The sequence below is a fragment of the Geminicoccus roseus DSM 18922 genome (assembly GCF_000427665.1).
GTDB classification, from domain to species: Bacteria; Pseudomonadota; Alphaproteobacteria; order Geminicoccales; family Geminicoccaceae; genus Geminicoccus; species Geminicoccus roseus.
The window spans coordinates 21,450-43,692 of sequence record NZ_KE386572.1; the positions used below are offsets into that span (position 1 = coordinate 21,450).

Below are 22,243 nucleotides of genomic sequence, written 5' to 3' on the forward strand. Positions count from 1 at the left end.
CAACCTTAACGCCCTGGCCCGACCCGATCGTCCGGCTGGATGGCAGGAGAAGACCATGCCGCTCACCGGCACGACCAACACCGCGGCCAACACCGCGCTGCGCTACCTGAACGCCAACTCCGCCCAGGCGGGCAGCTCGCTGGCGAAGCTCTCCAGCGGCTCGCGGATCGTCAAGGCGTCGGACGATGCGGCATCGCTCGCCGTCGGCACCAAGATCCGGGCCGACGTGTCGGCGCTGCGCCAGGCGGCCGTCAACACGGCCCAGGCCTCCAGCCTGCTCCAGGTCGCCGATGGCGGGCTTGCCAAGATCGCCGACATCCTGCTGCGCATGAAGTCGCTGGCGGTGCAGGCCCAGTCCGGCTCGATCACCGACAGCGAGCGCAACTTCCTGGACCTGGAATACCAGGAACTGATCAGCGAGGTGGGCGACATCTCCGGGCAGACCAAATTCAACGGGGCGCAGCTCCTGAACGGGGCCTCCGGCAAGAGCATCGACCTGAGCGCCGCCACCGACAGCCTGTTCAACCCGGACAGCACCCATGCGAACGGCATTGCCGCCCGGCTGTCCGGCAACGCCGCGGTTGGGACCTGGCAGCTCGCCTACGACTACACCGCCGGCTCCAGCCTCGGCCAGTTCACCCTGTCCAACGGCACGATCTCGGACACGGTCCAGTTCACCCATGCATCCAACGCGGTGGTCCATGAGGGCCGGATCTCGTTCGAGCATGCCGGCCTGGAACTGGCCTTGAGCAATTTCGACTTCAGCACGACCTTCGCCGCCGGCACGCAGAGCCAGCTCGAGGTGGCGGGCGGCGAGACGCTCAGCTTCCAGGTCGGCGTGGCCTCGGGCGACACGATCACCATCAACATCGACGACGTCCGGCCGGCAAGCCTGGGCCTCACCGGCACCAGCGTCGGCACCACCGGCAGTTCGGTCACCGCCGGCGACGCCCTGGACGCGGCGATTTCCGAACTGAACGCGGCGCGCGCCAACATGGGTGCCATGATGTCCCGGTTCGAGTTCGCCGCGGCCAACCTCGCCACCAGCGTCGAGAACCTGGACGCCGCCCGCTCCACCCTGCTGGATGTCGACATGGCGGCGGAGATGACCCGGTTCACCTCCTTGCAGATCCTGACCCAGGCCGGGGTGTCGATGCTGGCCCAGGCCAACCAGATGCCGCAGAATCTTCTCAGACTCCTGCAGTGACGACGGCGACCCGCCGCCACCCGGATCGAGAACGATCGGCCGCGGCACGCCCGGCCGCTCTGGCCGCCCCAGCCCCGCCCTCGCCACTCGCGCCTCTACGTTCCGACCGCACCCAGGCACGCCGCGCGGCCGGGGTGCCGCCATGCCGGGGGACAGTGCCGGCTGGCGGAACCGGCGGCATCACCCCTCTTCCGGAGACCCGGCGGCCGGCTCTGGCACCCTGTGCCTCGCCCGGCCGCCCAGGGTTCCGGCCGACCCGCCTCGGGCTCCTATCCCGGCAGCGGCCATGGCGCCAGCGCCCGTGCATCAACGCCTCTGGGACGACAGGGACATGGTTCGAGCCTAGCTGGCGGGCTGCGCGCTGCCCCGCTCGCTGGCGGGGTGGGCTCCGTGCCTCCATAGGAGCAACCCGTGGCCTGGCTTCGGTCCGGAACCAGATGCCCGGATGCCGCGACACCCCGACGGGGCCGCCTCCGGACCAGGTCGGGGGCCCCCATCCCGGTGCCAAGCTTCCAGGATGGACAGGGAAGAAGCCGCAGCCTTGGGCCGGCGCGCCGGTTCCGGCTGCCCTTCCCGACCCTTCCCCTCAGGCCCGGATCAGCCGGGCGATCCGGCAGGGCTGCGGCCGCGCGGCGCCGAACGCCCTTGTCCTACCACCCTGTCCTCGGGCAGGAGCGAAGCTCCCGCAACGGGTCCATCACAGGGAGGCTGCCTTGACCCAGATCGCCATCATCGTCGAGTTCGACATCCTGGACGGCCACGAGGAGGAGTTCACCCGGCTGATCAGCGAGCATGCGCGGCTGACCCTGGAAGAGGAGGAAGGCTGCCTGCGCTTCGAGGTGATCAAGCCGATCGAGCGCGACGGCACCCCCATCCCCAACAAGCTGCTGGTCAACGAACTCTATGCCGACGAGCCGGCGGTCAGCCGCCACGAGAAGAACCCGCGCATGCCGGGCCTGGGCGAGGCCACCCGCAAGCTCCTGGCCAACCGCCGGCTGATCCTCGCCGAGGTCCGCTGAGTCCCGCACCTCCCGACGGCGGGCGCGGTCAGTCCTTCAGGAGCGCTTCCAGCGCCGGAAGGATGCCGCGCTCGGCGATCGCCTGGCGATGGTGCCGGAAGCTGTCGACGAAGCCCGGGTGGTCCTCCAGCGCGAACGGCTTCAGCATCGTCATCCGCAAGGGCGCCTGGGGATCCGGATCCTGCACCAGCGCCTGGTCCGCCGCCTCCAGATGCGGCTCGATCGGCTCGAACGCCTGGCCCTTGTCGTCGACCCCGCCGAGATAGCGGACGAAGCCGGCCAGCAGGAACGCCAGCCGGCGCGGGTCGCGGTTCTGCTCCAGGCAGTCGCGGATCGTCTCGCCCAGGAACACCGGGATCTTCGAGACGCTGTCCGAGGTCAGCCGCGCGTTCTGGTCGTTGATCGCCGGGTTGGCGAAGCGCGCCAGCAGGATGTCGCGGTAGCGGTCCAGCGGCATGTCGGCCGGAGCCTGCAGCAGCGGGATCACGTCTCTGTCCATGAACGTGCGCAGCAGCTCCATGATCCGCGGATCGGCCATCGCCTCGTGGACGAAGCGGTAGCCGCCGACCTGGCCCGGGTAGGACAGCATCAGGTGCGAGGCGTTGAGCATGCGCAGCTTGATCTGCTCGTAGCCCTTCACGTCGCCGGTGAACTGGACGCCGACCTTTTCCAGCGCCGGCCGGCCGTTGCAGAAATCGTCCTCCACCACCCACTGGATGAAGTCCTCGGCGAACACCGGGGCCTGGTCCTCCACGCCGGTCAGGGCGTTCAGGCGGCCGACATCGGCCGGCAGCACCGCGGGCGTGATCCGGTCGACCATGCAGCTGGGGAAGCTCACGTTCGCGCCGATCCAGTCGGCGAAACCCTGGTCCCGGGCGCCGGCGAACGCCAGCACCGCCTGGCGGGCGATCCTGCCGTTGTGCTGGAGGTTGTCGCAGGACAGGACGGTGAACGGCGGGATGCCTGCCGCCCGGCGGCGGGCCAGCGCTGCGACGATCAGGCCGAACACGGTCCTGGGGATCTCCGGGTTGGCGAGGTCGTGGACGATGTCCGGCGCATCCAGGCGGAACGCGCCGGTCTTCTCGTCGATGTTGTAGCCGCCCTCGGTGATCGTCATCGAGACGATCCGGATCGCCCGATCGGCGAGCCTGACCACCGCCTGGGCCGGATCGGCCGGCGCGAACACATAGTCGACGATCGAGCCGATCACCGAACAGGCGGGTTCGCCGTTCGGCGGGAACACGCTGAGGGTGTAGAGCCCGTCCTGGCTCTGCAGGGCCTGGGCCTTGGCCCGCTCCGCCGGGCTGTCGACCACGCCGACGCCCAGGATCCCCCAGCCGTCCTGTTCGGGCAGGGCCAGGCACTGGTCGAGATAGACCGCCTGGTGTGCCCGATGGAAGTTGCCGACGCTCAGATGGGCGATGCCGGCCCGGACGCGGCTGCGGTCGTAGCCGGGACGGGCGACGTTCTCCGGCAGTGCTGCCAGCGTGCTGGCGCCGAGCGTAACCATGTCGCTTCTCCCCGAACCAAAGGCGTCCATCGACGATGACAGGCTTCCACGGGTGACGAAACCGTCCTGTTCCGCGGAACTGCCGCCTGCCTGATGCCTTTCACCTGCGGCTTGCGCAAGCGGGGAAAGCCAGGACGTGGCCGTCCGGCGGACAGCCATTTTTGAACTCTTGGATGCGTCGCCGGGTCATCCGGGACGCCGCTTGCCCGTATCCCCTTGGATGCCGCTGCGGGACTTCTCCCTCGGAGGCACGGCCGGGCGTCGCTCCTGCCGGCAGGCTTCGGCCGGTTCCGGCAACAGGCGTCTGCGGGATGCGCTCGGCTCTCGTTTTGCCCGCTCCCGCCGGCCAGGGGCGCACCAGGAACAAGGGGCGGCGGCCCTGCCGCCGGATCCGCGAAGAAGGACGAGGCGCATGGAACGGGATCTGCTGGGCAAGTCGGTGGTCATCACCGGCGCATCGAGCGGGATCGGCCGTGCGGCCGCCCTGGCCTTCGCCCGCGCCGGGGCCCGGGTGGCCCTGGCGGCGCGCCGCGCCGGACCGCTCGACGAGGCCGCCCAGGCCTGCCGCCATGCCGGGGCCGAGGCGATGGCGATCCCCACCGACGTCACCGATCCGGACGCGGTCGCCCGGCTGGCGCAGGCGGTGGAGCGGGCATTCGACGGGATCGACATCTGGATCAACAATGCCGGCACCGGCGTGTTCGGCGCCTTTGACCAGGCTGACCTCGCCCTGCACCGCCGCACCATCGAGGTGAACCTCCTGGGCAGCATGCATGGCGCGGCGGCGGTGCTGCCCCTGTTCCGGCGCCAGGGCCACGGCATCCTCATCAACAACATCTCGATGGGGGCCTGGGCGCCGGTGCCGTTCGCCGCGGCCTACACCGCCAGCAAGTTCGGCCTGCGCGGCTTTTCCGCCAGCCTGCGCCAGGAACTGGGCGACCAGCCGGGCATCCATGTCTGCGCCGTGTTCCCCGCCGTGGTCGACACGCCGGGCTTCGTGCACGGCGCCAATGTCTCCGGCCGCAGGATCGACCCGGGCCTCCTGCTCTACGCGCCCGAGGACGTGGCCGAGACCTTCGTGGCGCTGGCGCGCAAGCCCAAGGACGAGGTGGCGGTGGGCTGGCCGGCGCGCGCCCTGCAGCTGGCCTATGCGCTGGCGCCGGCCCCGACCGAGCATGCCATGGGTGCCTTCCTGCGCATGGCGCTGCGCCGCGCTTCCCCGGCCCTGCGCCAGGAAGGCTCGCTCCTGGCGCCGCAGCCGGAGGGCGTCGACGCCAGCGGCGGCTGGCGCGATGCCAAAGGCCTGCCCTCCGCCCGCACCCTCAGCCGGGTTGTCGGCGTGGCGGTTCTGGCCGGGGCGGCCCTGCTGCTGGGCAGCCGGGTCGCGGCCCGGACCAGGCGCTGACGGCCCGGCCCTGATCCCGGCGGCATTGCCGGGGGGCGGGCTCATTCAAGCTGGATGACCAGCCCCTCGTCCGGCCGCAGCCCGACTTCGCCGGACGCGGGTTCACCGGCCCGGTCCAGCGCGGTGGACAGGAGGATCCGGCCGTCCGGCGCATCGTCCGGCAGCGGCACGGTCTGCGCCTCGCCGCAGAAGTTCAGGGCGATCAGCAGCCGCTCACCGTCGTGGCGGCGCTCGTAGGCGAATGCCTTGCCGTCCACATGGGCGCCCACATAGCTGCCGATGCTCAGCGCCGGGTGGCGCCGCCGGAACTCGATGAGCCGGCGATAAAGGGTGAGGATCGAGCCCTGGTCCTTTGCGAGGGCCGCGACGTTGCAGACCGTGGCGTTCGGCGCGACCGGCAGCCAGGGCCGTCCGGTGGTGAAGCCGGCATGGAGCGAGCCCTCCCACTGCATCGGCGTGCGCTGCGGGTCGCGGCCCAGCCCCAGGCCCGGCTCGTTCTTCTCCCACGGATCCTGCACCGCGCCCGGGGGGATCTCGACCCGGCCGATCCCGATCTCGTCGCCGTAATACATGGTGGGCGTGCCGCGCAGGGTGAGCAGCAGCATGGCCGCGACCCGTGCCTGGGCCGGCCCGACCCGGCCGGCGATCCGGGTCTGGTCGTGGTTGCCCAGCACCCAGTTCGGCCAGCCGCCTTTAGGAATCGCCGCCTCGTACTCCTCCACCAGGGCGGCGATGTCGCCCGCATCCCAGGCCATGTGGATGAGCTGGAAGTTGAACGGCAGGTGCGCGCCTTCCAGGTTCTCGCCGTAATAGGCGACCAGCCGTTCCACCGGCAGGTAGATCTCGCCGATCAGCACCCGGTCGTCGAACTCCTCCAGCACCGAGCGCATCCCGGCAACGATGTCGTGCACCTCGGGCTGGTCGGTGGAATAGACCTGCAGGGTCTTGTTGATGTCGCCCTGGCTGGGATCGTAGGCGGGGTTGGGTGGGTTGTCCCTGAAGGTCGCGTCCTTCATCAGGTGCCAGATCACGTCGACCCGGAACCCGTCCACGCCGCGCCTCATCCAGAAGCGCAGGACGTCGTGCATCGCCGCCTGCACCTCCGGATTGCGCCAGTTCAAGTCCGGCTGCTCCTTGAGGAAGGCGTGGTAATAGTACTGGCCGGTCGCCTCGTCCCACTCCCAGCCCGATCCGCCGAAATTGCTGTTCCAGTTGTTGGGCGGGCCGCCGTCCGGCGCCGCATCGCGCCAGATGTACCAGTCGCGCTTGGGGCTGGAGCGCGACCGGCGGCTCTCCTGGAACCATGGATGCTGGTCGGAGGTGTGGTTCGGCACGAAGTCCAGGATCAGCTTCAGCCCGCGGGCATGGATCTCGCCCACCAGCCGGTCGAAGTCGTCCATGGTCCCGAACATCGGGTCGATGCCGCAATAGTCGGCGACATCGTAGCCGAAATCCGCCATCGGCGAGGGATAGATCGGCGACACCCACACGGCGTCGACGCCCAGCCAGGCCAGATGGTCCAGCCGCCGGCGGATGCCCTCCAGGTCCCCGATCCCGTCGCCGTCGGTATCCTGGAAGGAACGCGGGTAGATCTGGTAGACGATCCCGTGTTTCCACCAAGTTGTCTCCGGCATCAGGCACGACTCCTGGTTGGCCGCCCATCACGGCGCGCTGCGATCGTTCATGCAAGCCGCCCGCATCCGGGTTGGTTCCCCCGTAACGAGGCCGCGAGAGACCGGAACGCCCGGAGCCCGCGCCGGTTCTGGCTCGGATCCACCTTCATCCCCCCGTCCGAGGATGCCGATGAGCGAGATGGCGAACATACTGGCCGCTCCCGTGTTGGGCGCTGCGCCCCGGCGCTATCCCATGGGCGCGGAAGTCACCCCGAACGGCGTCTCGTTCCGGGTCTGGGCCCCGGCCCGGACCAGCGTCGCGGTGGCCCTGGAGGGCGGCGACGAGTGGCCGCTCTTTCCCGAGCCGGGCGGATATTTCGCCGGGCTCCATCCCGATGCCCAGGCCGGATCCCGCTACCGGTTCCGCCTCGACGACACCACGCTCTGCCCCGATCCCGCCTCCCACTGGCAACCGGAGGGCCCGCACGGCCCCTCCGAGGTGGTGGATCCAGACGGCTACCGCTGGCGGGACCAGGACTGGCGGGGGGTGCGGATCGAGGGCCAGGTGGTCTACGAGATGCATGTCGGCACCTTCACCCCCGAGGGGACCTGGGCCGCCGCCGCAGCCAGGCTGCCGTTCCTGCGCGAGACCGGGATCACCCTGATCGAAATGATGCCGGTCCACGACTTCCCGGGTCGGTTCGGCTGGGGCTATGACGGCGTGGGACTGTTCGCCCCCACCCATCTCTACGGCACGCCCGACGATCTGCGGGCCTTCGTCGACGCCGCCCACGGGCTTGGCATCGGGGTGATCCTGGACGTGGTCTACAACCACCTCGGGCCGGACGGGAACTATCTCTCCAGCTTCACCCCCTCCTACTTCACCGACCGCTACACCACCGACTGGGGACAGGCGATCAACTTCGACGGGCCCGATTGCGAGGGAGTCCGCGCCTTCTTCATCGCCAACGCGGCCTACTGGATCGACCGGTTCCACTTCGACGGGCTGCGGCTGGACGCCACCCAGAGCATCTTCGACTCCTCCGACGACCATGTGATCGCGGCGATCGCCCGCGCGGCGCGCGCCGCGGCCAACGGCCGGGACATCGTGCTGATCGGGGAGAACGAGCCGCAGCAGACCCGGCTGGTACGCCCGCCGGCCAAGGGCGGCTTCGGGCTCGACGCCCTGTGGAACGACGACCTGCACCACTCGGCCATGGTGGCGCTCACCGGCCGCAACGAGGCCTACTACGCCGACCACCAGGGCAGCCCGCAGGAATTCATTTCCGCCGCCAAGTACGGCTACCTCTTCCAGGGGCAGCGCTACGCCCACCAGGGCAAGCCGCGCGGCACGCCCGGGCTCGACCTGCCGCCGACCTCCATGGTCGTGTTCACCCAGAACCACGACCAGATCGCCAACACCGGCTGCGGGCTGCGCTTCCACCAGATGACCAGCCCCGGCCAGGCGCGGGCAATGACCGCGCTGACCCTGCTGATGCCGGGGACGCCGATGCTGTTCCAGGGCCAGGAGTTCTGGGCCTCCTCCCCTTTCTTCTATTTCGCCGACCACAAGCCCGAGCTTGCCGAGATGGTGCGCCGGGGCCGCAAGGAGTTCCTTGGCCAGTTCCCGAGCATGAGCTCACCGGAGATGCAGGCCGCCCTGGCCGATCCTAGCTCAATCGAGGTGTTCGAGCGGTGCCGGATCGACTGGGCGGAGGTCGAGCGGCACGCGCCGATCCTGGCGATGCATCGCGACCTCCTGCAGATGCGCCGCGAGGATCCTGCCTTCGCCCGCCAGGAGCCCGGCTGCGTCGACGGCGCGGTGCTGGGCCGGGATGCCTTCCTGCTGCGCTTCTTCGGCGGTTGTGGCGACGATTGCCTGCTGCTCGTCAATCTCGGCACCGACCTGCACCACGCCAGCATCGCCGAGCCGCTGCTGGCGCCGCCGGAGGAGCGTGCCTGGACGATGCGCTGGTCGAGCGAGCGGCCGGCCTATGGCGGCAGCGGCACCTCGGAGGTGCATTCCGAACAGGGCTGGCACATCCCGGGCCATGCCGCGATCGTCTTGGCAGCCGTCGCGCCCGGCAAGGCGGGAGCCCCGCCGGCCGTCTAGCCGTCCAGGGCCATCACGTCGGCATCCACCGCGCGCTCGCCGTGGATGCGGCTCTTGGCGGGACTGTCATACACCACCAGCAGTTCCCGCCCCTCCGAACCCGGCAGGAGCGCGATGCCTTCGGCATGGTCGGTGCCGCGCCCGACCGGGAGGTCCAGCACGACCGGGCACTTGTCCGCCGCGGTGATGGTGTCCTCCACCTGGAAGGTGGAGGGACGCCAACGATGCAGCCGGATCGGCCCGTCCAGGTCCATGGTTGGGCCGGCCAGGATCAGCAGGTCGCCGTCCAGGAAGCACAGGTCGCGGATCCCGCAGCCCTCCAGGTCGAGGAAATGCTTGCGGTAGCAGCGTCCGGCAGGCGTGATCGGCAGCAGCTTCAGCTTGCTGCCGTCGACCTCCACCCGCAGCTCCAGGACCATCGCCCAGCCGCGCAGCACCGGCCCGCGCAGGCCGAGCAGGACCTGCCCGCCACGCACCGCCAGCCCCTCGACGTCGAACCCGTTCTCCTTGGCCGGCACGTCCATGAAGGGGCCGAGATGGCGGTCGTCCTCCAGGACATCCAGGAGCGCGCTGGTCTTCTTCTTTGCCTTGAGCTGCGCCACCTCCTGGTCCTCGCCGCCCTGCCCGCCCAGCTTCGCCAGGGGAATCCGCGCCAGCATCCGCCGGTTCGGGTTGCGGTCGACCTCGGCCAGCTCGTCCAGGGCCTGGTCCGGATCGTTCTCGTCGAGCTCGGGCTTGTCGCGGGTGTACGAGTGCGAGCCCACCACCCAGAGGCAGCCGCTGTCCGCATCCATGCCCTCGATGTCGATCTCGGCATCCTCCTCGGGCGACGGCAGCTTGAGCATGTCCTTCAGGTCGAACGCCTTGTGCTCGCCGTAGCGGTTGTCACCGAGCTTGCGCAGCCGGTCCACGGCGGCTCCTTCGTCGGTGCCCAGCCAGAGGAAATCACCGGTGGCGGCGACCGCCGAGAGGTCGGCGCGCACCAGGCCCTCCCGTTCGATGTTGCCGACGCCGCCAAAGTCGAGCCGGACCGTGCGGAGCTGCCGGGACTTGGACTTGGCCATGTAGGTCTCCCGAAATGGATGGGCGCTTGCGCAAATGGGGCTGGCGGCTAGGGGCGCCGGCCGGGCTCGACCACCACACTCGGCGGCTCGTCGTCGCCGTCGCCCTCCAGGACCTGCCGGAGCTCGCCCTCGGAGACCGCCCGGGCGGTCGCGTCGGGAGTGGAGCGGTGGACATGGTGCATGCGGGGCGGAGAGGCGGCCGCCTTTGGTCCGGCACCGGCCGTGGCGGCGTCGGCTGCGCACTCGCCGGCCACCTCGGGCAGGCTCGCCTTGGCCAGCAGCCCGTGCTCCACCGCATGCTCGGCGAACGCCATGGTGTCCCCGGCCAGCAGCAGCGAGCTGCCCGCCTCGGCCACCGCCACGGCCAGCCGGTTGATCTCGTCGATCCGGCGCGGGTCACGCGATACGTTGCGGATGTAGACGGCCAGCACCCGTCCGGGATGCTCCTCGACGATCTCGCGGTAGACCTCCGGATCGTGCTGGCCGCTGTCGCCGATCAGGATGAACGGCAGGTTGCCGTAGAGGGCCAGCATGTTGCGGATCAGGTCGCGCTTGTGGTCCTCGGCCTTGCGCGGCAGCGGGCTCTTCCAGCTGATCCCCCATTCCCGCAGGAACAGGATCGGCCCGATCGGGATCCGGTTGCGGTCGAAGAACTCGTCGAGCACGTCGTAGATGCCCCAGGGCGCCCGCGACACGTAGAGCATCGGGTTGCCCTCGTTGCCGTCTCGGCCGGCATGGAAGGCCCGGTACAGCGCCGCCACGCCCGGGAACGCCACCCGGTCGGCGGCATCCTCCACGAACAGGCGCCACAGCATCTTCAGCTTGTTGGCGACGCCGGTATGCATGACCGTGTCGTCGATGTCGCTGATCACGACATAGCGGCAGTGGTCGGGCGGGATGAACACGGTGGCCTGGGCCTGCACCGGACGCGGCTCGGCCATGTTCAGGCCGACCACATGCCAGGCCCGGTCGTGGGGCGGGGCCTCGGCCGGACGCAGATGCACCCGGAAATAGCCGTCGCGATCGGTCTCGAACTGCTGCTCGGTACCGCAGAACCGGGCAGTCACCTTGGCGCCGCGCACCGCGCGCCGGACCAGCCGCCGGGCGATGTCGCGCAGGTCGGCCGCCAGTTCGTTCTCGCCAGCGGTCTGCTCGTGATGGGACTGCCAGAACGCCCTGCCGATCAGGAAGATCTCGTTGCGCGAGCCATAGCCGCGATAGGGCTCCAGCACGACGCCACGGCGACCCTGCGCCCGGCGCGCGGGACGGGCGATCTTCTTCAGGATCCGGAAGCTGGTCTTCCGGAGGGTCTTGAAGCTGCCGCCGACGCTCATGCTGATCCTTCTCCGCTCCGCCTGGAGATCTGGTGGGACGCCGCCGGTCCGTCGCGGGATCGACGGCGCCCGGGCGTGGACGCTGCGGGCGGTCATGCACCGCCTTCAGGTCTCAACGCCTGACGTCTCCCTCCGATCCCGGGCGAACCGCGATTCTCCGGCGGCGCCCGGCCTGTTGGCCGAACGCTCCCGCACGCCTGCCTTGCTTTGCGTCATGTTATAACATACAGATCTGCCACTCTCTGACCGTCCTGACCTGGATCCGATTTCCCTTGGCCAAGCATTCCCATCGGCATCATGTCTCCTTGCTGCAGCGCTCCGCCCTGGACCGGCTGGTCCCGGTGCTTCTGGTGATCGCTGCCCTTTGGGTCGCCGTGGCCTGGGCCAGCGACCAGTGGTGATCGACTTGCAGGCCGCGGCCGGTCCGGCCGTGCAGCTGCGCGACCTGACCTTCAGCTACCGGCGCCATCCGGCGGTCCATCACCTCAGCGGCCGGTTCGCGCCGGGCTCGCTGACCGCCCTGGTCGGCCCGAACGGTGCCGGCAAGTCCACCCTGCTGAAGGGCATCATGGGCACGCTGCGCCCGGATTCGGGCCAGCTCGAGATTGGCGGCATCGACCGTCGCGACATCGCCTACCTGCCGCAGATCGCCGAGCTCGACCGCTCCTTCCCGATCAACGTGCTGGACCTGGTGGCGCTGGGGGCCTGGCGGCGGGTCGGGATGTTCGGGCGGATTGCCGGCGTGCATCTGGAGCAGGCGCGCGCTGCCATCGCCGCGGTCGGGCTGGAGGGCTTTGAGCGGCGCACCATCGGCACGCTGTCCGGTGGCCAGCTCCAGCGCGCGCTGTTCGCGCGGATGCTGTTGCAGGATTCCAGGCTGCTGCTCCTGGACGAGCCGTTCGCGGCGGTGGACGCCCGCACCACCCGCGACCTGATGGACCTGATCCACCGCTGGCACGGCGAGCGGCGCACGATCATCGCGGTGCTGCACGACCTGGAGCTGGTGCGCGAGCATTTCCCCGAAGCCCTGCTGATCGCGCGCGAGAAGGTTGCCTGGGGCCCTGCCCGCTCGGTTCTGTCCTCTGCCAACCTGGCGGCGGCCAGGCGGATGAGCGAGGCCTGGGACGAGAGCGCCGCCACCTGTGCCCGGCAGGCCGCATGATGATGGACCTCCTGATCCAGCCGTTCCTCGACTACGGCTTCATGCGCCGCGCCCTGGTCGGCTGCCTCGCCCTGTCGGTGGGCGCCTGCCCGCTGGGCGTCCTCCTGGTGCTGCGCCGGATGAGCCTGATGGGCGACGCCATGGCCCACGCGATCCTGCCGGGGGCGGCCGCGGGCTTCCTGGTGGCCGGCCTCTCGCTGGTGGCGATGACCATCGGCGGGATCGTCACCGGGCTGACCGTGGCATTGCTGGCCGGGCTGGTGTCCCGGCTGACGCCGTTGCGCGAGGATGCGAGCTTCGCCGCCTTCTACCTGGTGTCGCTGGGCCTGGGCGTGCTGCTGGTTTCCATGCGCGGCTCCAGCGTCGACCTGCTCCACGTGCTGTTCGGCACCGTCCTGGCCCTGGACAATCCGGCCCTGATCCTGATTGCCGGAGTGGCCTCGGTGACCCTGCTGGCGCTGGCGGTGATCTACCGGGCGCTGATCGTGGAGTGCCTGGACCCGGGCTTCCTGCGCTCGGTCGGCGGCCTGGGGATCGCCGCGCACATGGTCTTCCTCGCCCTGGTCGTGCTGAACCTGGTCGGCGGCTTCCATGCCCTGGGCACGCTGATGGTCGTGGGCATCATGATGCTGCCGGCCGCCGCCGCCCGGTTCTGGTCGGAAAGCGTGCCGGGCCAGATGGCAGCCGCGACGGTTATCGGCATCGCCGCCTGCACGGCCGGCCTCCTGTTCTCCTACCACCAGAGCCTGCCGGCCTCGCCGGCCATCATCCTGGCGGCCGGCGCCATCTATGGCGCCTCGCTGCTGCTCGGCCGGCATGGCAGCCTCGCCGCCTCGGCCCTCCGCCTGCGCCACCTGCAACGCTGACAAGGCCCCTGTCCCATGTTCATGCGCCGAACCGCCCTGGCCCTCCTGGCGGGCCTGCCGCTCGCCGCCCATGCGCCGATGGCTTTCGCCGACGAAGCGCCGCTCGAGGTCGTCGCCAGCTTCTCGATCCTGGCCGACATGGTCCGGGAGATCGGAGGCGACCATGTGGCGCTTACCACCCTGGTGGGGCCTGACGGCGACGCCCATGTCTATGAGCCGACCCCCGCCGATGCCAGGAAGATCGCGGCGGCAGATCTCCTGGTGATCAATGGCCTGGGCTTCGAGAACTGGCTGCCCAGGCTCCTGGACGCCTCGGGCTTCCAGGGCGAAACCGTGGTCGCCTCCGCCGGGGTGCCCCCCCGTTCCTTTGGTGCTGCGCCCGACGAGGACGGTCATGACGGCCACGACGACCATCATGACGACCATGCCGGCCACGAGGATCACGACGATCACGCCGGCCATGACGGCGAGCATGCGGACCACGACGAACACCATGCCGGCCATGAGGGGCACGACCATGGACCGGAGGATCCGCATGCCTGGCAGGATCTCGCCAACGGCGTCGCCTATGCGCGCGCCATCGGGGCGGGCCTGGCTGAGGCGGATCCCGGGAACGCCGATGCCTATCGCGAGGCGACCGAGGCCTATGTCGCCCGGCTCCAGGCCCTGGACAGCGAGATCAAGGCGCGCTTTTCCGCGATTCCGGCGGAGCGCCGGCGGGTGGTGACCACCCACGATGCCTTCGGCTATTTCGGCGATGCCTACGGCATCACCTTCATCGCCCCGCTCGGGACCTCGACCGAAGCCGAGGCGTCGGCGGCGGACGTGGCCCGGATCATCGACCAGGTCCGGGAGCAGCGGGTCACGGCGGTGTTCGTGGAGAACATCTCCAACACCCGGCTCTCCGACCAGATCGCCCGGGAAACCGGAGCGGTGGTCGGCGGCGCGCTCTACTCCGACGCCCTGTCCGGCCCGGACGGCAATGCGCCGACCTACGAGAGAATGTTTGCCTGGAACGTGGACCAGCTCAGCCGGGCGATGACGGAGAATTGACGTTTCCGGAACGCTGTGCTGCACATCACACTTCCTACGCAGGCCCCTTGTTATTTCGTGAACGCGCTGGTGCGTCGTGACGAATGGCCGGCCGCCGCGGCGGCTGGGGGAGTGAACGATGAAGGCAACATGGATGATGATGGCCGGGCTGGCCCCGGTCCTGCTCTCGGGCATCGCCCAGGCAGCCGGCGGCGAGGCCGGCCGGGGTGAGTACCTGTCCAGGATCATGGATTGCGGCGGCTGCCACACCCCGGGCGTCTTTCTGGGCCAGCCCGACCATGCCCGCTACCTGGCCGGCTCCGAGGTCGGGTTCATGGTCCCGGGCCTGGGTGTCTTCTATCCGCCCAACCTGACCTCGGACGAGACCGGCCTGGCCGGGTGGAGCGAGGACGACATCATCCGCGCCGTGCGCGAGGGTGTGCGGCCGGATGGGCGCGAGCTGGCCCCGGTGATGCCGTGGCACGCCTACGCGGCCCTCAACGACGAGGATGCCGCGGCCCTGGCGGGCTACCTGAAGAACCTGCCCCCGATCGCCAACAAGGTGCCCGGCCCGTTCGGCCCGGACGAGGCCGCCACCTCTCCCTACCTGACCGTGGTCATGCCCCAGGCAGCCGGCGATCAGCCGAAGAACTAGAACCAGGGCCGCCGTCGCCAGTTAGAACTGGGTCGCACCCTGGCCGCGCCTGCGGGGCCAGGATGCGGCCCAGCCTGCCAGGAACAAGCGATTGCGGCCGATGACACTCAACAGCAAGCGGGACGAGACCATCGGTCCGGGAGATCCGGCGCCGAAGGGCCATGGCCACCAGGCCACCAAGCCGACCGAGATCCCGCCGCGCGGCTGGTGGCAGATCCTTAAGCGCGTGGTCTCGCAGACCTCCGAGGACCGGCTGACCACCGAGGCGGCCGCGGTCACCTTCTACGTGCTGCTGTCGATCTTCCCGGGCGTCGCCGCCCTGGTCTCGCTCTACGGCATGGTCTTCGACCCGGACACGGTGACCCAGCAGATCGCGATGCTGGAGGGCGTGGTGCCGGGCGGCGGGCTGGACCTCCTGACCCAGCAGCTCCAGGGCCTGGCCGCCACCCAGAGCTCCGCCTTGAGCTTCGGCGCGATCGCCGGCATCGCCACCGCGCTGTGGACCTCCAACCAGGGGACCAAGGCGATGTTCGACGCGCTGAACGTCGTCTACGAGGAGAAGGAGAAGCGCAGCTTCATCTGGCGCACGGCGGTGACCCTCCTGTTCACCCTGTGCTCGATCGTGTTCGTGATCGTGTCGCTGGCCGCCGTGGTCGGCCTGCCGATCGTCCTGAACTTCGTCGGCCTGGGTGCCATGAACGACCTGCTCCTGCGCCTGGTGCGCTGGCCGTTCCTGCTGGCGATGATCGTCGTGCTGCTGGCCGCCCTCTACCGGTTCGGCCCCAGCCGCAAGAGCCCGCAATGGCGCTGGGTGACCCCGGGCAGCATCCTGGCGGCGCTGGTCTGGGTGGGCGGCTCGGTCCTGTTCTCCTGGTATGTCAGCCGGTTCGGCAACTACGACGCCACCTACGGCTCGCTGGGTGCCGTGATCGGCTTCATGACCTGGATCTGGCTGTCGGCCACCGTGGTTCTGGTCGGCGGCCAGCTCAATGCCGAGCTGGAGCATCAGACCGAGCACGACTCCACCATTGGCCGTCCGAAGCCCATGGGCAGGCGCGGCGCGGTGATGGCGGACAACGTCGCCCGGGTCGCCTGACCGGGCAGACGAAGCACTTGCTGCCGGCTTGACCCCTTGCGCTTCCGGGCCCCACCTTCCGCGCGCCGCCAACAGGCAGCCTCAGGGAGCAAGGGCATGGCAGATTTCGTGGATCGTTTTTCCGTCACCGGGCGCAAGGCCCTGGTCACCGGCGCGTCGCGGGGCATCGGCGCGGAGGCGTGCCGGGTGCTGGCCGATGCCGGCGCCGACATCGTGGCGGTTGCCCGCGACACCGCCGCCCTCGCCGAGACCAAGGCGGCGGTCGAGGCCAAGGGCCGGCGCTGCCTGGTGATCGAGGCGGATCTTGCCACGGTCGAGGGCGGCCGGCGTGCCGCGCAGCAGGCGCTGGAAGCCTGGGGCACCATCGACATCCTGGTGAACAATGCCGGAATGGGGCTGGCCGAGAGCGTGCTCGACGCCAGCATGGAACATTTCGACGAGGTGATCGCGATCAACCTGCGGGCACCGCTGCTGATGGCCCAGCTCCTGGCTCCGGCGATGATCGCCCAGCGGCGCGGCAAGATCATCAACATCAGCTCGCAGGCCGGCGTGATCGGCCTGCTGGAGCACGCCACCTACGCGGCCTCCAAGGGCGGCCTCAACGCGATGACCAAGGTGATGGCGGCCGAGCTGTCGCCCCACAACATCCAGGTCAACACGGTCTGCCCCACGGTGATCATGACGCCCATGGGCGAGAAGCACTGGAGCGATCCGGCCAGGCTCGACCCGTTCCTGGCCAAGGTGCCGCTCGGCCGGGTCGGCCAGCCGATCGAGGTCGCCGACCTGATCCTGTTCCTGGCCTCCTCCGCCTCCGACCTGATCACCGGCGACGACATCATGATCGACGGCGGCTACACCGCCCTCTGATCCGGAGCCCCTGCCGCCGGCGGGACCGCTCTCAGGTCACGCCGGCCAGGGTGAACAGCTCCAACGGCTCGTCCCGCCCGCGGATGCGCACCTGGCCCACCGGACGCAGCCGTCCCGGCGTGACCAAGGCCGCTGCCTTGGGACCGAGCAGGATCGTGGTGCCGAGCTGCTTGTTCTGCCCCTCCAGGCGCACTGCGAGGTTCACCGCATCGCCATAGGCGGTGTAGTCCAGCCTTGTGCCGATCCCGACATCCCCGACGATCACCAGCCCGCTCTCCACGCCGATCCGGGTGCGTCCGACCCGGTGCGCCGCGACCTCGCCCTCCTGGCGGAACGCCTCGGTCCAGGCGACGATCGCCTCTGCCGCGTCCAGCGCCCGCGAGGCATGGTCGGGCAGGTCGACCGGGGCGTTGAAGATGGCATGCACCGAATCGCCGACCAGCTTGTCGATCATCCCGCCATGGGCGACCACGATCTTGCTGATGCCCTCCAGGTAGCGGTCGAGAATAACGATCAGTTCCTGGGGCTCGATCCGGTGGGTGAGCCCGGTGAAGTTCTCCAGGTCGGTCACCAGCACCGTCACCCGGCGCCGTTCCCCCGCCAGCTTCAGCCGGTCCGGCTGGCGGGCCAGGCGCTCGACCATGAACGGATGCAGGCGTTGGCCGAAGCTCTCCCGCAGGCGCTGCTCGCGCTGCCGGGTCAGGGCGAAGGCGCCAAGCCCGGTGACCGCGAACACCAGCGCCGCCACCAGTGGCGGGGCCGCCGGGTCGAGCAGCCGGTCGGTATGGCGCAGGAGAGCCAGCGCGCCACCGATCCAGGCGAGGCAGGCTGCGCCCAGCACCAGCGCCCCCGCCGCCGGCCCCAGGACCAGCGCGGCCAGCAGGGCGAGGCCGCCCAGCATCAGGCTGCCGCCCGGCTCCAGCCAGCGCCAGGCCGGCGCGTCCCGCAACACCTGGCCGTCCATGAGCTGGGCCAGCGCCCGCGCCTGGATCTGCACCGAGGGCACCAGCGGGTCGAAGGGCGTCCCGCGCAGCCCGCCCAGCTCCGGCGCGGAGCCGCCGAGCAGGACGATCCTGCCGGCCAGGTCCGGGCGCTCGCCCCGGAGCAGATCCAGGGCCGGCACCACCTTCGCCGGACTCCCCGGGGTCAGGCGGAGGACGGCGCTCTTGGGCAGGACGATCCGCTGCCCCCCCGCCTCCAGCAGGGTCTCCTCCTCCCGGCCGGCATCCAGGCGGAACATCGGGGCGCCGGCCGCCAGCCGGAGCGTCTCCACCGCCAGCCCCGGCAGGACCGTCGGCCCGGCCGCCACCAGGAGCGGCACCTCCCGCACGATCCCGTCCGTGCCGCCGGGCAGGGACAGGGTGCCGAGGCCGGAGGCGGCCTGCAGCAGGACCGGAGCCGGCCCCACCGCGCCGTCGCTCTGCCAGATCGCGCGGAGGTCGGGTCGGCCGACCGTCAGGAACGGCGCCCCCGGCAGGCTGCTCCGCCCCTCCGGGTCGAGCACGAAGCCAAGGGCGGCTGGCAGCGCACCGATCGCCCGGGCGAGTTCCGCATCGCCATCCGGCAGGCTTGCCGCCAGGGCCTGCAGGTCGTCCCGTCCGGACACCTCCGCCAGCTGCCGGGCCAGGGCGGCGGGCGAGCGCTGGTCGGGTTCGGCAAACAGGATGTCGATGCCGAGCGCCGCCGGCTCCAGCTCGACCACGGCGTCCACCAGCCCCGCGATGGTCAGGCGCGGCCACGGCCAGGGGCCGATCTCCTCCAAGGATTCACGGTCGATGTCGACCACCACGACCTCGAAGAGCGGGGTTTGCGCGGCGGGCCTGCCCAGCAGCGCGTCCGCCGCCAGCAGCACGTCCAGCATCCGGGTCCGCCAGCTCTCCGGCGCCAGGGCGTGGGCCAGCAGCAGGAGTGCCAGGACCAGCCCGCCCGCCAGGACCGGTGCGGCCCTACCCGCCATCGGGCGCCGGTACCGGGCGGCTGCTCAAAGGACGCTGGCCAATGCGGCGCGGATCCGCCGTTCGCCCCAGGGTGCTGGCGGGGTCGGCGGCGCGCCGGGCCTGGCGATGTTGGTGCCGTCGCCCTCGTCCAGCAGTACGCTGCGCCCGGCCGCCTGCACCGAGACCCGGCCGCTTGCCACGAACACGCCGAACACGTCGTTGCTGGGGCCGGCGAAGAACCGGGTGCCGCGCACCGCGATCAGCCCGTAGGGGCTGCGCACGGCAGCTGGAACGGTCGGACCGTTCTCGTCGTGCTCCAAAAGGAGCGGGCCGGCCTGCAGCTCGTACTCGCCGCTGTCGTCGGCGATCACGAACCGGTCGATGCGCAGCCGGGCATTGGCGCCGAGCGCCAGCCGGGTGCGCCGCCCGAGGCGGATCTGCAGCCTCGATGCCTGGCCGGTGACGACCACGTCGCCGAGATAAAGGGGTGCCTGCGCCTCCAGTGCCCGCCGCGCCTGCCCGGTCAGGGCGAAGGCCTGGCCACGCAGGGCCTGGACATGGCCGATCCCCTCCCCCTGCGCGAGCACGGTTCGGGGCAGCGCCAGCGCCGCCGCCCCCGCCCCGATCACCTGGCGCCGGGCCAGCCTCGAAAATAAGGCTCCGCAGTCGGCCATCTGGAACTCCTCGGTCCGAAAATGGGCCCGCCTGATGGCATGGTGCCGCCCTTTGCCGCCAGGGATCCTCGTCACCCTCAGGCCGGTTTGCGCCACAGGGTAGGGAAAGACGCGCCCGGGCGCGACGCCTCATCCGGCCAGGCGCAGCAGGATCGCGGTGAGCAGGCCGCCGGCCAGGGCATAGGCGGCGCAGGCGGCGGCGGTGCTGGCCAGGACTTCGCCTTCCTGCTTCCGCAGCCCGACCGTGGCGCCGCCGGCGATGATGTTGTGCGGGCAGACGATGTTGCCGACCGCCGCCCCGAACCCCTGGGCCGCCACCATCGGCAGCACCGGCAGCGCCAGCGCCTCGGCCGTGCCGAGCTGGAACTCGGTGAACAGGATGTTGGAGGCGGTGGCTGAGCCGGTGACGAAGGTGCCGAGCACGCCCACCGCCGGCGCCAGCAAGGGCCAGGCGGCACCGGTGGCCGCCGCCTGCTCCGCCAGGACCCGGATCATGCCGGCATGCACCATCACCCGGGACAGGGCCAGCATCGCGGCCAGCGCCAGGACCACCGGGCCCAGCCAGATCGCCGCTGCGCGCATCGCTGCCGGCAGAGCCCCTGCCCTGCCGGTCAGCACGGCTCCGGCCAGGAGGCCCAGCAGCAGCATGCTGTCCGGGTGGTAGAGCGGCTGGAAGCTGCCCTGGAACGCCTCCTGCAGGCTCCAGCCGATGCTCGCCGAGCGCAGCAGCTCCGGCGCGCCCGGGAGCAGCCGGCTGGCCAGCACCAGCCCCAGGATGATCGCGTAGGGAGCCAGGTCGCCCGCGATCCCCACCATGCCGGATGCCGGCTGCGGGCGGAGCCGGCGCAGCACGGCCAGGAACAGGGCGGTGCCGAGAAAGGCGCCACCCAGCGTCGGCAGTTCCGGCCCGGTGAGCCATGCCAGCGCCAGGAACGGCACCAGGAAGCAGAGCGCCGCCAGGAGCGCCAGCGCGCCGTCCCGCCAGCCCATCCGGGGACCGCCCGCCAGGCGGAGCAGCGCCACCAGCAGGATCCAGCCGGCCAGGCCGTGCAGCAGGGCGGTGGCGGTGGCCAGGCCCACCGGCGGCAGGCCGGTCATCTCGACCTGCACCAGCACCGGCGTGCCGACCGCGCCGAAGGATACGCCGGCGGCATGGCCGACCAGCGCCAGGGCCACTGCCCGCACCGGCGGATAGCCGATCCCGACCAGCAGCGGCGCGCCCAGCGCCACCGGTGTACCGAAGCCGGCGGCCCCCTCCATGAACAGGCCGAAGAACCAGGCGATCAGGATCGCCAGGATCCGCCGGTCGTCGGAAACCGCCAGCAGCGCCTGGCGGATCCGGTCCATGGCCCCGGTGCGGACCTGCAGCTCGTAGAGGGCCAGGGCCGGGAACACGATCCACAGGATCGTGGCTGTGCTGTGCAACGCCTCCAGGAAGGCGCCCGTCAGGGCCAGGGCCGGGCCCGGACCGGCAGCACCGCCGCCCAGGTTGAACCAGCCGAGCGCCAGGGCCAGCGCCAGCAGGAGCCCCGCCCCTCCGGCCGCGGCCGCCGACCAGTGCCGTGCGATCATCAGGGCCAGCACGGCGGCCAGCGGGGCCGCCGCGGCCAGGGCGCCGGTCACGCCCGGCGGGTGTGCTGCTCGGCCCGCACCTCGTGCACGGCGCGGCCGGTGGTCGCGAAGGCGGTGATGTTGCCGATCGTCGTGCTGGCGATCGCGCCCAGCGCCTCTTCGGTGAAGAACGCCTGGTGCCCGGTGATCAGCACATTGGGGAAGGTCAGCAGGCGGGCGAACAGGTCGTCCTGGATGTACTGGCCGGACAGGTCCTCGAAGAACAGGTCGGCTTCCTCCTCGTAGACGTCGAGGCCCAGGCTGCCGATCGTGCCGTCTTTCAGGCCCCGGATCACTGCCTTGGTGTCGATCACCGCGCCGCGGCTGGTGTTGACCAGCATCGCGCCCTTCTTCATCCGGCCGAGCGCTTCCCCGTCGATCAGGTGGTGGGTCGCCGGGGTGAGCGGGCAGTGCAGGGTCACCACGTCGCTGGCGGCGAGCAGGTCCGGGAGCGCCACATAGCGCACGCCCATGTCCCGGCAGGCCTGCGCGGGCATCGGGTCATACGCCAGCACGGTGCAGCTGAACCCGGTCAGGATCCGCGCGACCAGTTGGCCGATCAGTCCGGTTCCCACCACCCCGGCGGTCTTGCCGTACAGGTCGAACCCCAGGAGGCCGTCCAGGGCGAAGTTGCCCTCGCGAACCCGGTTGTAGGCGCGGTGGATCTTGCGGTTGAGGGTCAGGATCAGGGCCACGGTATGCTCGGCCACGGCATGCGGCGAATAGGCCGGCACCCTGGCCACCGTGATCCCATGCCGCTCCGCGGCATCCAGGTCGACATGGTTGAACCCGGCGGAGCGCAGGGCCAGCAGCCGGACGCCCAGGCCCGCCAGTTCCTCGACCACCGCCGGGCCAAGGTCGTCGTTGACGAACGGGCAGACCACCTCGGCCCCGCTGGCCAGCGCCACTGTTTCCCGGGACAGCCGTGTCTCCAGGAAGGTCAGCCGGTGCCCGCCCTCCCGGTTCGCCGCCTCCAGGAACCGGCGATCGTAGGGCTTGCTGCTGAACACCGCGACGTTCATCGGCAGGGCCTCCCATGCTCCATCATCGCCCGTCGCCACCGCCCTGCGCCGCCTGC

At 70.7% G+C, this 22,243-nt stretch carries 19 protein-coding genes; 11 read left to right on the top strand and 8 right to left on the bottom strand.

All coding sequences use genetic code 11. The annotated features are described in order from the left end of the window. Positions 1 to 55 precede the first annotated feature (55 nt). Both GEMRO_RS0101450 and GEMRO_RS26880 read left to right on the top strand, forming a co-directional pair. Entirely contained in the window at positions 56 to 1,207 is a 1,152-nt protein-coding gene (locus GEMRO_RS0101450; protein ID WP_027132593.1) for a flagellin N-terminal helical domain-containing protein, read from the top strand. Positions 1,208 to 1,920: 713 nt separating this feature from the next. Beyond that, positions 1,921 to 2,226, top strand: a complete 306-nt coding sequence (locus GEMRO_RS26880; protein ID WP_051328563.1) for a putative quinol monooxygenase — start codon at positions 1,921 to 1,923, stop codon at positions 2,224 to 2,226. A gap of 28 nt (positions 2,227 to 2,254) precedes the next feature. Here GEMRO_RS26880 and GEMRO_RS0101460 read toward each other — a convergent pair whose 3' ends face one another. Continuing rightward, positions 2,255 to 3,736 (bottom strand): mannitol dehydrogenase family protein, encoded by a 1,482-nt coding sequence (locus GEMRO_RS0101460; RefSeq protein ID WP_157505413.1) that lies wholly within the window; start codon positions 3,734 to 3,736, stop codon positions 2,255 to 2,257. Positions 3,737 to 4,148: 412 nt separating this feature from the next. On the opposite strand from GEMRO_RS0101460, the gene GEMRO_RS0101465 reads away from it, so the two are divergent. After that, positions 4,149 to 5,141 (top strand): SDR family oxidoreductase, encoded by a 993-nt coding sequence (locus GEMRO_RS0101465; protein ID WP_027132595.1) that lies wholly within the window; start codon positions 4,149 to 4,151, stop codon positions 5,139 to 5,141. A 41-nt stretch (positions 5,142 to 5,182) separates the two neighbouring features. Here GEMRO_RS0101465 and GEMRO_RS0101470 read toward each other — a convergent pair whose 3' ends face one another. After that, positions 5,183 to 6,775: an alpha-amylase family glycosyl hydrolase gene (locus tag GEMRO_RS0101470; protein ID WP_027132596.1), complete on the bottom strand. Its 1,593-nt coding sequence runs from the start codon at positions 6,773 to 6,775 to the stop codon at positions 5,183 to 5,185. A gap of 169 nt (positions 6,776 to 6,944) precedes the next feature. On the opposite strand from GEMRO_RS0101470, the gene treZ reads away from it, so the two are divergent. Further along, positions 6,945 to 8,867 (top strand): malto-oligosyltrehalose trehalohydrolase, encoded by a 1,923-nt coding sequence (gene treZ / locus GEMRO_RS26885; RefSeq protein ID WP_240476567.1) that lies wholly within the window; start codon positions 6,945 to 6,947, stop codon positions 8,865 to 8,867. Here treZ and GEMRO_RS26890 read toward each other — a convergent pair. Together GEMRO_RS26890 and GEMRO_RS0101485 are read right to left on the bottom strand one after the other, a co-directional pair. Next, a complete protein-coding gene (locus GEMRO_RS26890; RefSeq protein WP_035484578.1) occupies positions 8,864 to 9,931 on the bottom strand; it encodes a DUF3616 domain-containing protein in 1,068 nt (355 codons plus the stop codon). The two genes, treZ and GEMRO_RS26890, sit on opposite strands and share 4 nt — an antisense overlap. A gap of 47 nt (positions 9,932 to 9,978) precedes the next feature. Then, entirely contained in the window at positions 9,979 to 11,265 is a 1,287-nt protein-coding gene (locus GEMRO_RS0101485) for an App1 family protein (protein WP_027132597.1), read from the bottom strand. Between the two features lie 272 nt (positions 11,266 to 11,537). Here GEMRO_RS0101485 and GEMRO_RS35595 point away from each other — a divergent pair, with 272 nt between their 5' ends. The 7 genes from GEMRO_RS35595 (at position 11,538) to GEMRO_RS0101520 (ending at position 16,943) form a co-directional block, all read left to right on the top strand. After that, complete coding sequence (locus GEMRO_RS35595; RefSeq protein WP_276202816.1) at positions 11,538 to 11,666, top strand: hypothetical protein; 129 nt, start codon at positions 11,538 to 11,540, stop codon at positions 11,664 to 11,666. Positions 11,667 to 11,671: 5 nt separating this feature from the next. Then, complete coding sequence (locus tag GEMRO_RS0101495) at positions 11,672 to 12,427, top strand: metal ABC transporter ATP-binding protein (protein ID WP_035484580.1); 756 nt, start codon at positions 11,672 to 11,674, stop codon at positions 12,425 to 12,427. After that, entirely contained in the window at positions 12,424 to 13,293 is an 870-nt protein-coding gene (locus GEMRO_RS0101500) for a metal ABC transporter permease (RefSeq protein ID WP_027132599.1), read from the top strand. Before GEMRO_RS0101495 ends, GEMRO_RS0101500 begins: the two co-directional genes overlap by 4 nt. A gap of 15 nt (positions 13,294 to 13,308) precedes the next feature. Continuing rightward, the gene (locus tag GEMRO_RS0101505; protein WP_027132600.1) at positions 13,309 to 14,346 is read left to right on the top strand and encodes a metal ABC transporter substrate-binding protein; all 1,038 of its coding nucleotides are present in this window, start codon (positions 13,309 to 13,311) and stop codon (positions 14,344 to 14,346) included. Between the two features lie 118 nt (positions 14,347 to 14,464). Continuing rightward, positions 14,465 to 14,980, top strand: coding sequence for a c-type cytochrome (locus GEMRO_RS0101510; protein ID WP_027132601.1), 516 nt, complete (start codon positions 14,465 to 14,467; stop codon positions 14,978 to 14,980). Positions 14,981 to 15,080: 100 nt separating this feature from the next. Next, positions 15,081 to 16,076 (top strand): YihY/virulence factor BrkB family protein, encoded by a 996-nt coding sequence (locus GEMRO_RS26895; protein ID WP_051328564.1) that lies wholly within the window; start codon positions 15,081 to 15,083, stop codon positions 16,074 to 16,076. Between the two features lie 96 nt (positions 16,077 to 16,172). Then, the gene (locus GEMRO_RS0101520; protein WP_027132602.1) at positions 16,173 to 16,943 is read left to right on the top strand and encodes an SDR family NAD(P)-dependent oxidoreductase; all 771 of its coding nucleotides are present in this window, start codon (positions 16,173 to 16,175) and stop codon (positions 16,941 to 16,943) included. 31 nt (positions 16,944 to 16,974) lie between these two features. Here the strand turns inward: GEMRO_RS0101520 and GEMRO_RS32230 are convergent, their stop codons facing one another. The 4 genes from GEMRO_RS32230 to GEMRO_RS0101540 all read right to left on the bottom strand — a co-directional run bounded on the left by GEMRO_RS32230 (position 16,975) and on the right by GEMRO_RS0101540 (position 22,187). Next, a complete protein-coding gene (locus GEMRO_RS32230) occupies positions 16,975 to 18,900 on the bottom strand; it encodes a CHASE2 domain-containing protein (protein ID WP_051328565.1) in 1,926 nt (641 codons plus the stop codon). Positions 18,901 to 18,924: 24 nt separating this feature from the next. Further along, complete coding sequence (locus GEMRO_RS32235; RefSeq protein ID WP_157505414.1) at positions 18,925 to 19,554, bottom strand: FecR family protein; 630 nt, start codon at positions 19,552 to 19,554, stop codon at positions 18,925 to 18,927. A gap of 129 nt (positions 19,555 to 19,683) precedes the next feature. After that, on the bottom strand, positions 19,684 to 21,177 hold the full coding sequence (locus GEMRO_RS0101535; RefSeq protein ID WP_027132603.1) for an L-lactate permease: 1,494 nt from the start codon (positions 21,175 to 21,177) through the stop codon (positions 19,684 to 19,686). Continuing rightward, positions 21,174 to 22,187 (bottom strand): 2-hydroxyacid dehydrogenase, encoded by a 1,014-nt coding sequence (locus GEMRO_RS0101540; protein WP_027132604.1) that lies wholly within the window; start codon positions 22,185 to 22,187, stop codon positions 21,174 to 21,176. Before GEMRO_RS0101540 ends, GEMRO_RS0101535 begins: the two co-directional genes overlap by 4 nt. Positions 22,188 to 22,243 lie beyond the last annotated feature (56 nt).

What these genes read in the sequence shown, in the direction of transcription:
- GEMRO_RS32230 (WP_051328565.1), bottom strand. Translation starts at nt 18,900, where the DNA reads ATGGCGGGTAGGGCCGCACCGGTCCTGGCGGGCGGGCTGGTCCTGGCA.
- treZ (WP_240476567.1), top strand. Translation starts at nt 6,945, where the DNA reads ATGAGCGAGATGGCGAACATACTGGCCGCTCCCGTGTTGGGCGCTGCG.
- GEMRO_RS26895 (WP_051328564.1), top strand. Translation starts at nt 15,081, where the DNA reads ATGACACTCAACAGCAAGCGGGACGAGACCATCGGTCCGGGAGATCCG.
- GEMRO_RS0101460 (WP_157505413.1), bottom strand. Translation starts at nt 3,736, where the DNA reads ATGGTTACGCTCGGCGCCAGCACGCTGGCAGCACTGCCGGAGAACGTC.
- GEMRO_RS0101465 (WP_027132595.1), top strand. Translation starts at nt 4,149, where the DNA reads ATGGAACGGGATCTGCTGGGCAAGTCGGTGGTCATCACCGGCGCATCG.
- GEMRO_RS0101520 (WP_027132602.1), top strand. Translation starts at nt 16,173, where the DNA reads ATGGCAGATTTCGTGGATCGTTTTTCCGTCACCGGGCGCAAGGCCCTG.
- GEMRO_RS26890 (WP_035484578.1), bottom strand. Translation starts at nt 9,931, where the DNA reads ATGGCCAAGTCCAAGTCCCGGCAGCTCCGCACGGTCCGGCTCGACTTT.
- GEMRO_RS0101450 (WP_027132593.1), top strand. Translation starts at nt 56, where the DNA reads ATGCCGCTCACCGGCACGACCAACACCGCGGCCAACACCGCGCTGCGC.
- GEMRO_RS32235 (WP_157505414.1), bottom strand. Translation starts at nt 19,554, where the DNA reads ATGGCCGACTGCGGAGCCTTATTTTCGAGGCTGGCCCGGCGCCAGGTG.
- GEMRO_RS0101470 (WP_027132596.1), bottom strand. Translation starts at nt 6,775, where the DNA reads ATGCCGGAGACAACTTGGTGGAAACACGGGATCGTCTACCAGATCTAC.
- GEMRO_RS0101510 (WP_027132601.1), top strand. Translation starts at nt 14,465, where the DNA reads ATGAAGGCAACATGGATGATGATGGCCGGGCTGGCCCCGGTCCTGCTC.
- GEMRO_RS0101485 (WP_027132597.1), bottom strand. Translation starts at nt 11,265, where the DNA reads ATGAGCGTCGGCGGCAGCTTCAAGACCCTCCGGAAGACCAGCTTCCGG.
- GEMRO_RS0101505 (WP_027132600.1), top strand. Translation starts at nt 13,309, where the DNA reads ATGTTCATGCGCCGAACCGCCCTGGCCCTCCTGGCGGGCCTGCCGCTC.
- GEMRO_RS0101500 (WP_027132599.1), top strand. Translation starts at nt 12,424, where the DNA reads ATGATGATGGACCTCCTGATCCAGCCGTTCCTCGACTACGGCTTCATG.
- GEMRO_RS0101540 (WP_027132604.1), bottom strand. Translation starts at nt 22,187, where the DNA reads ATGAACGTCGCGGTGTTCAGCAGCAAGCCCTACGATCGCCGGTTCCTG.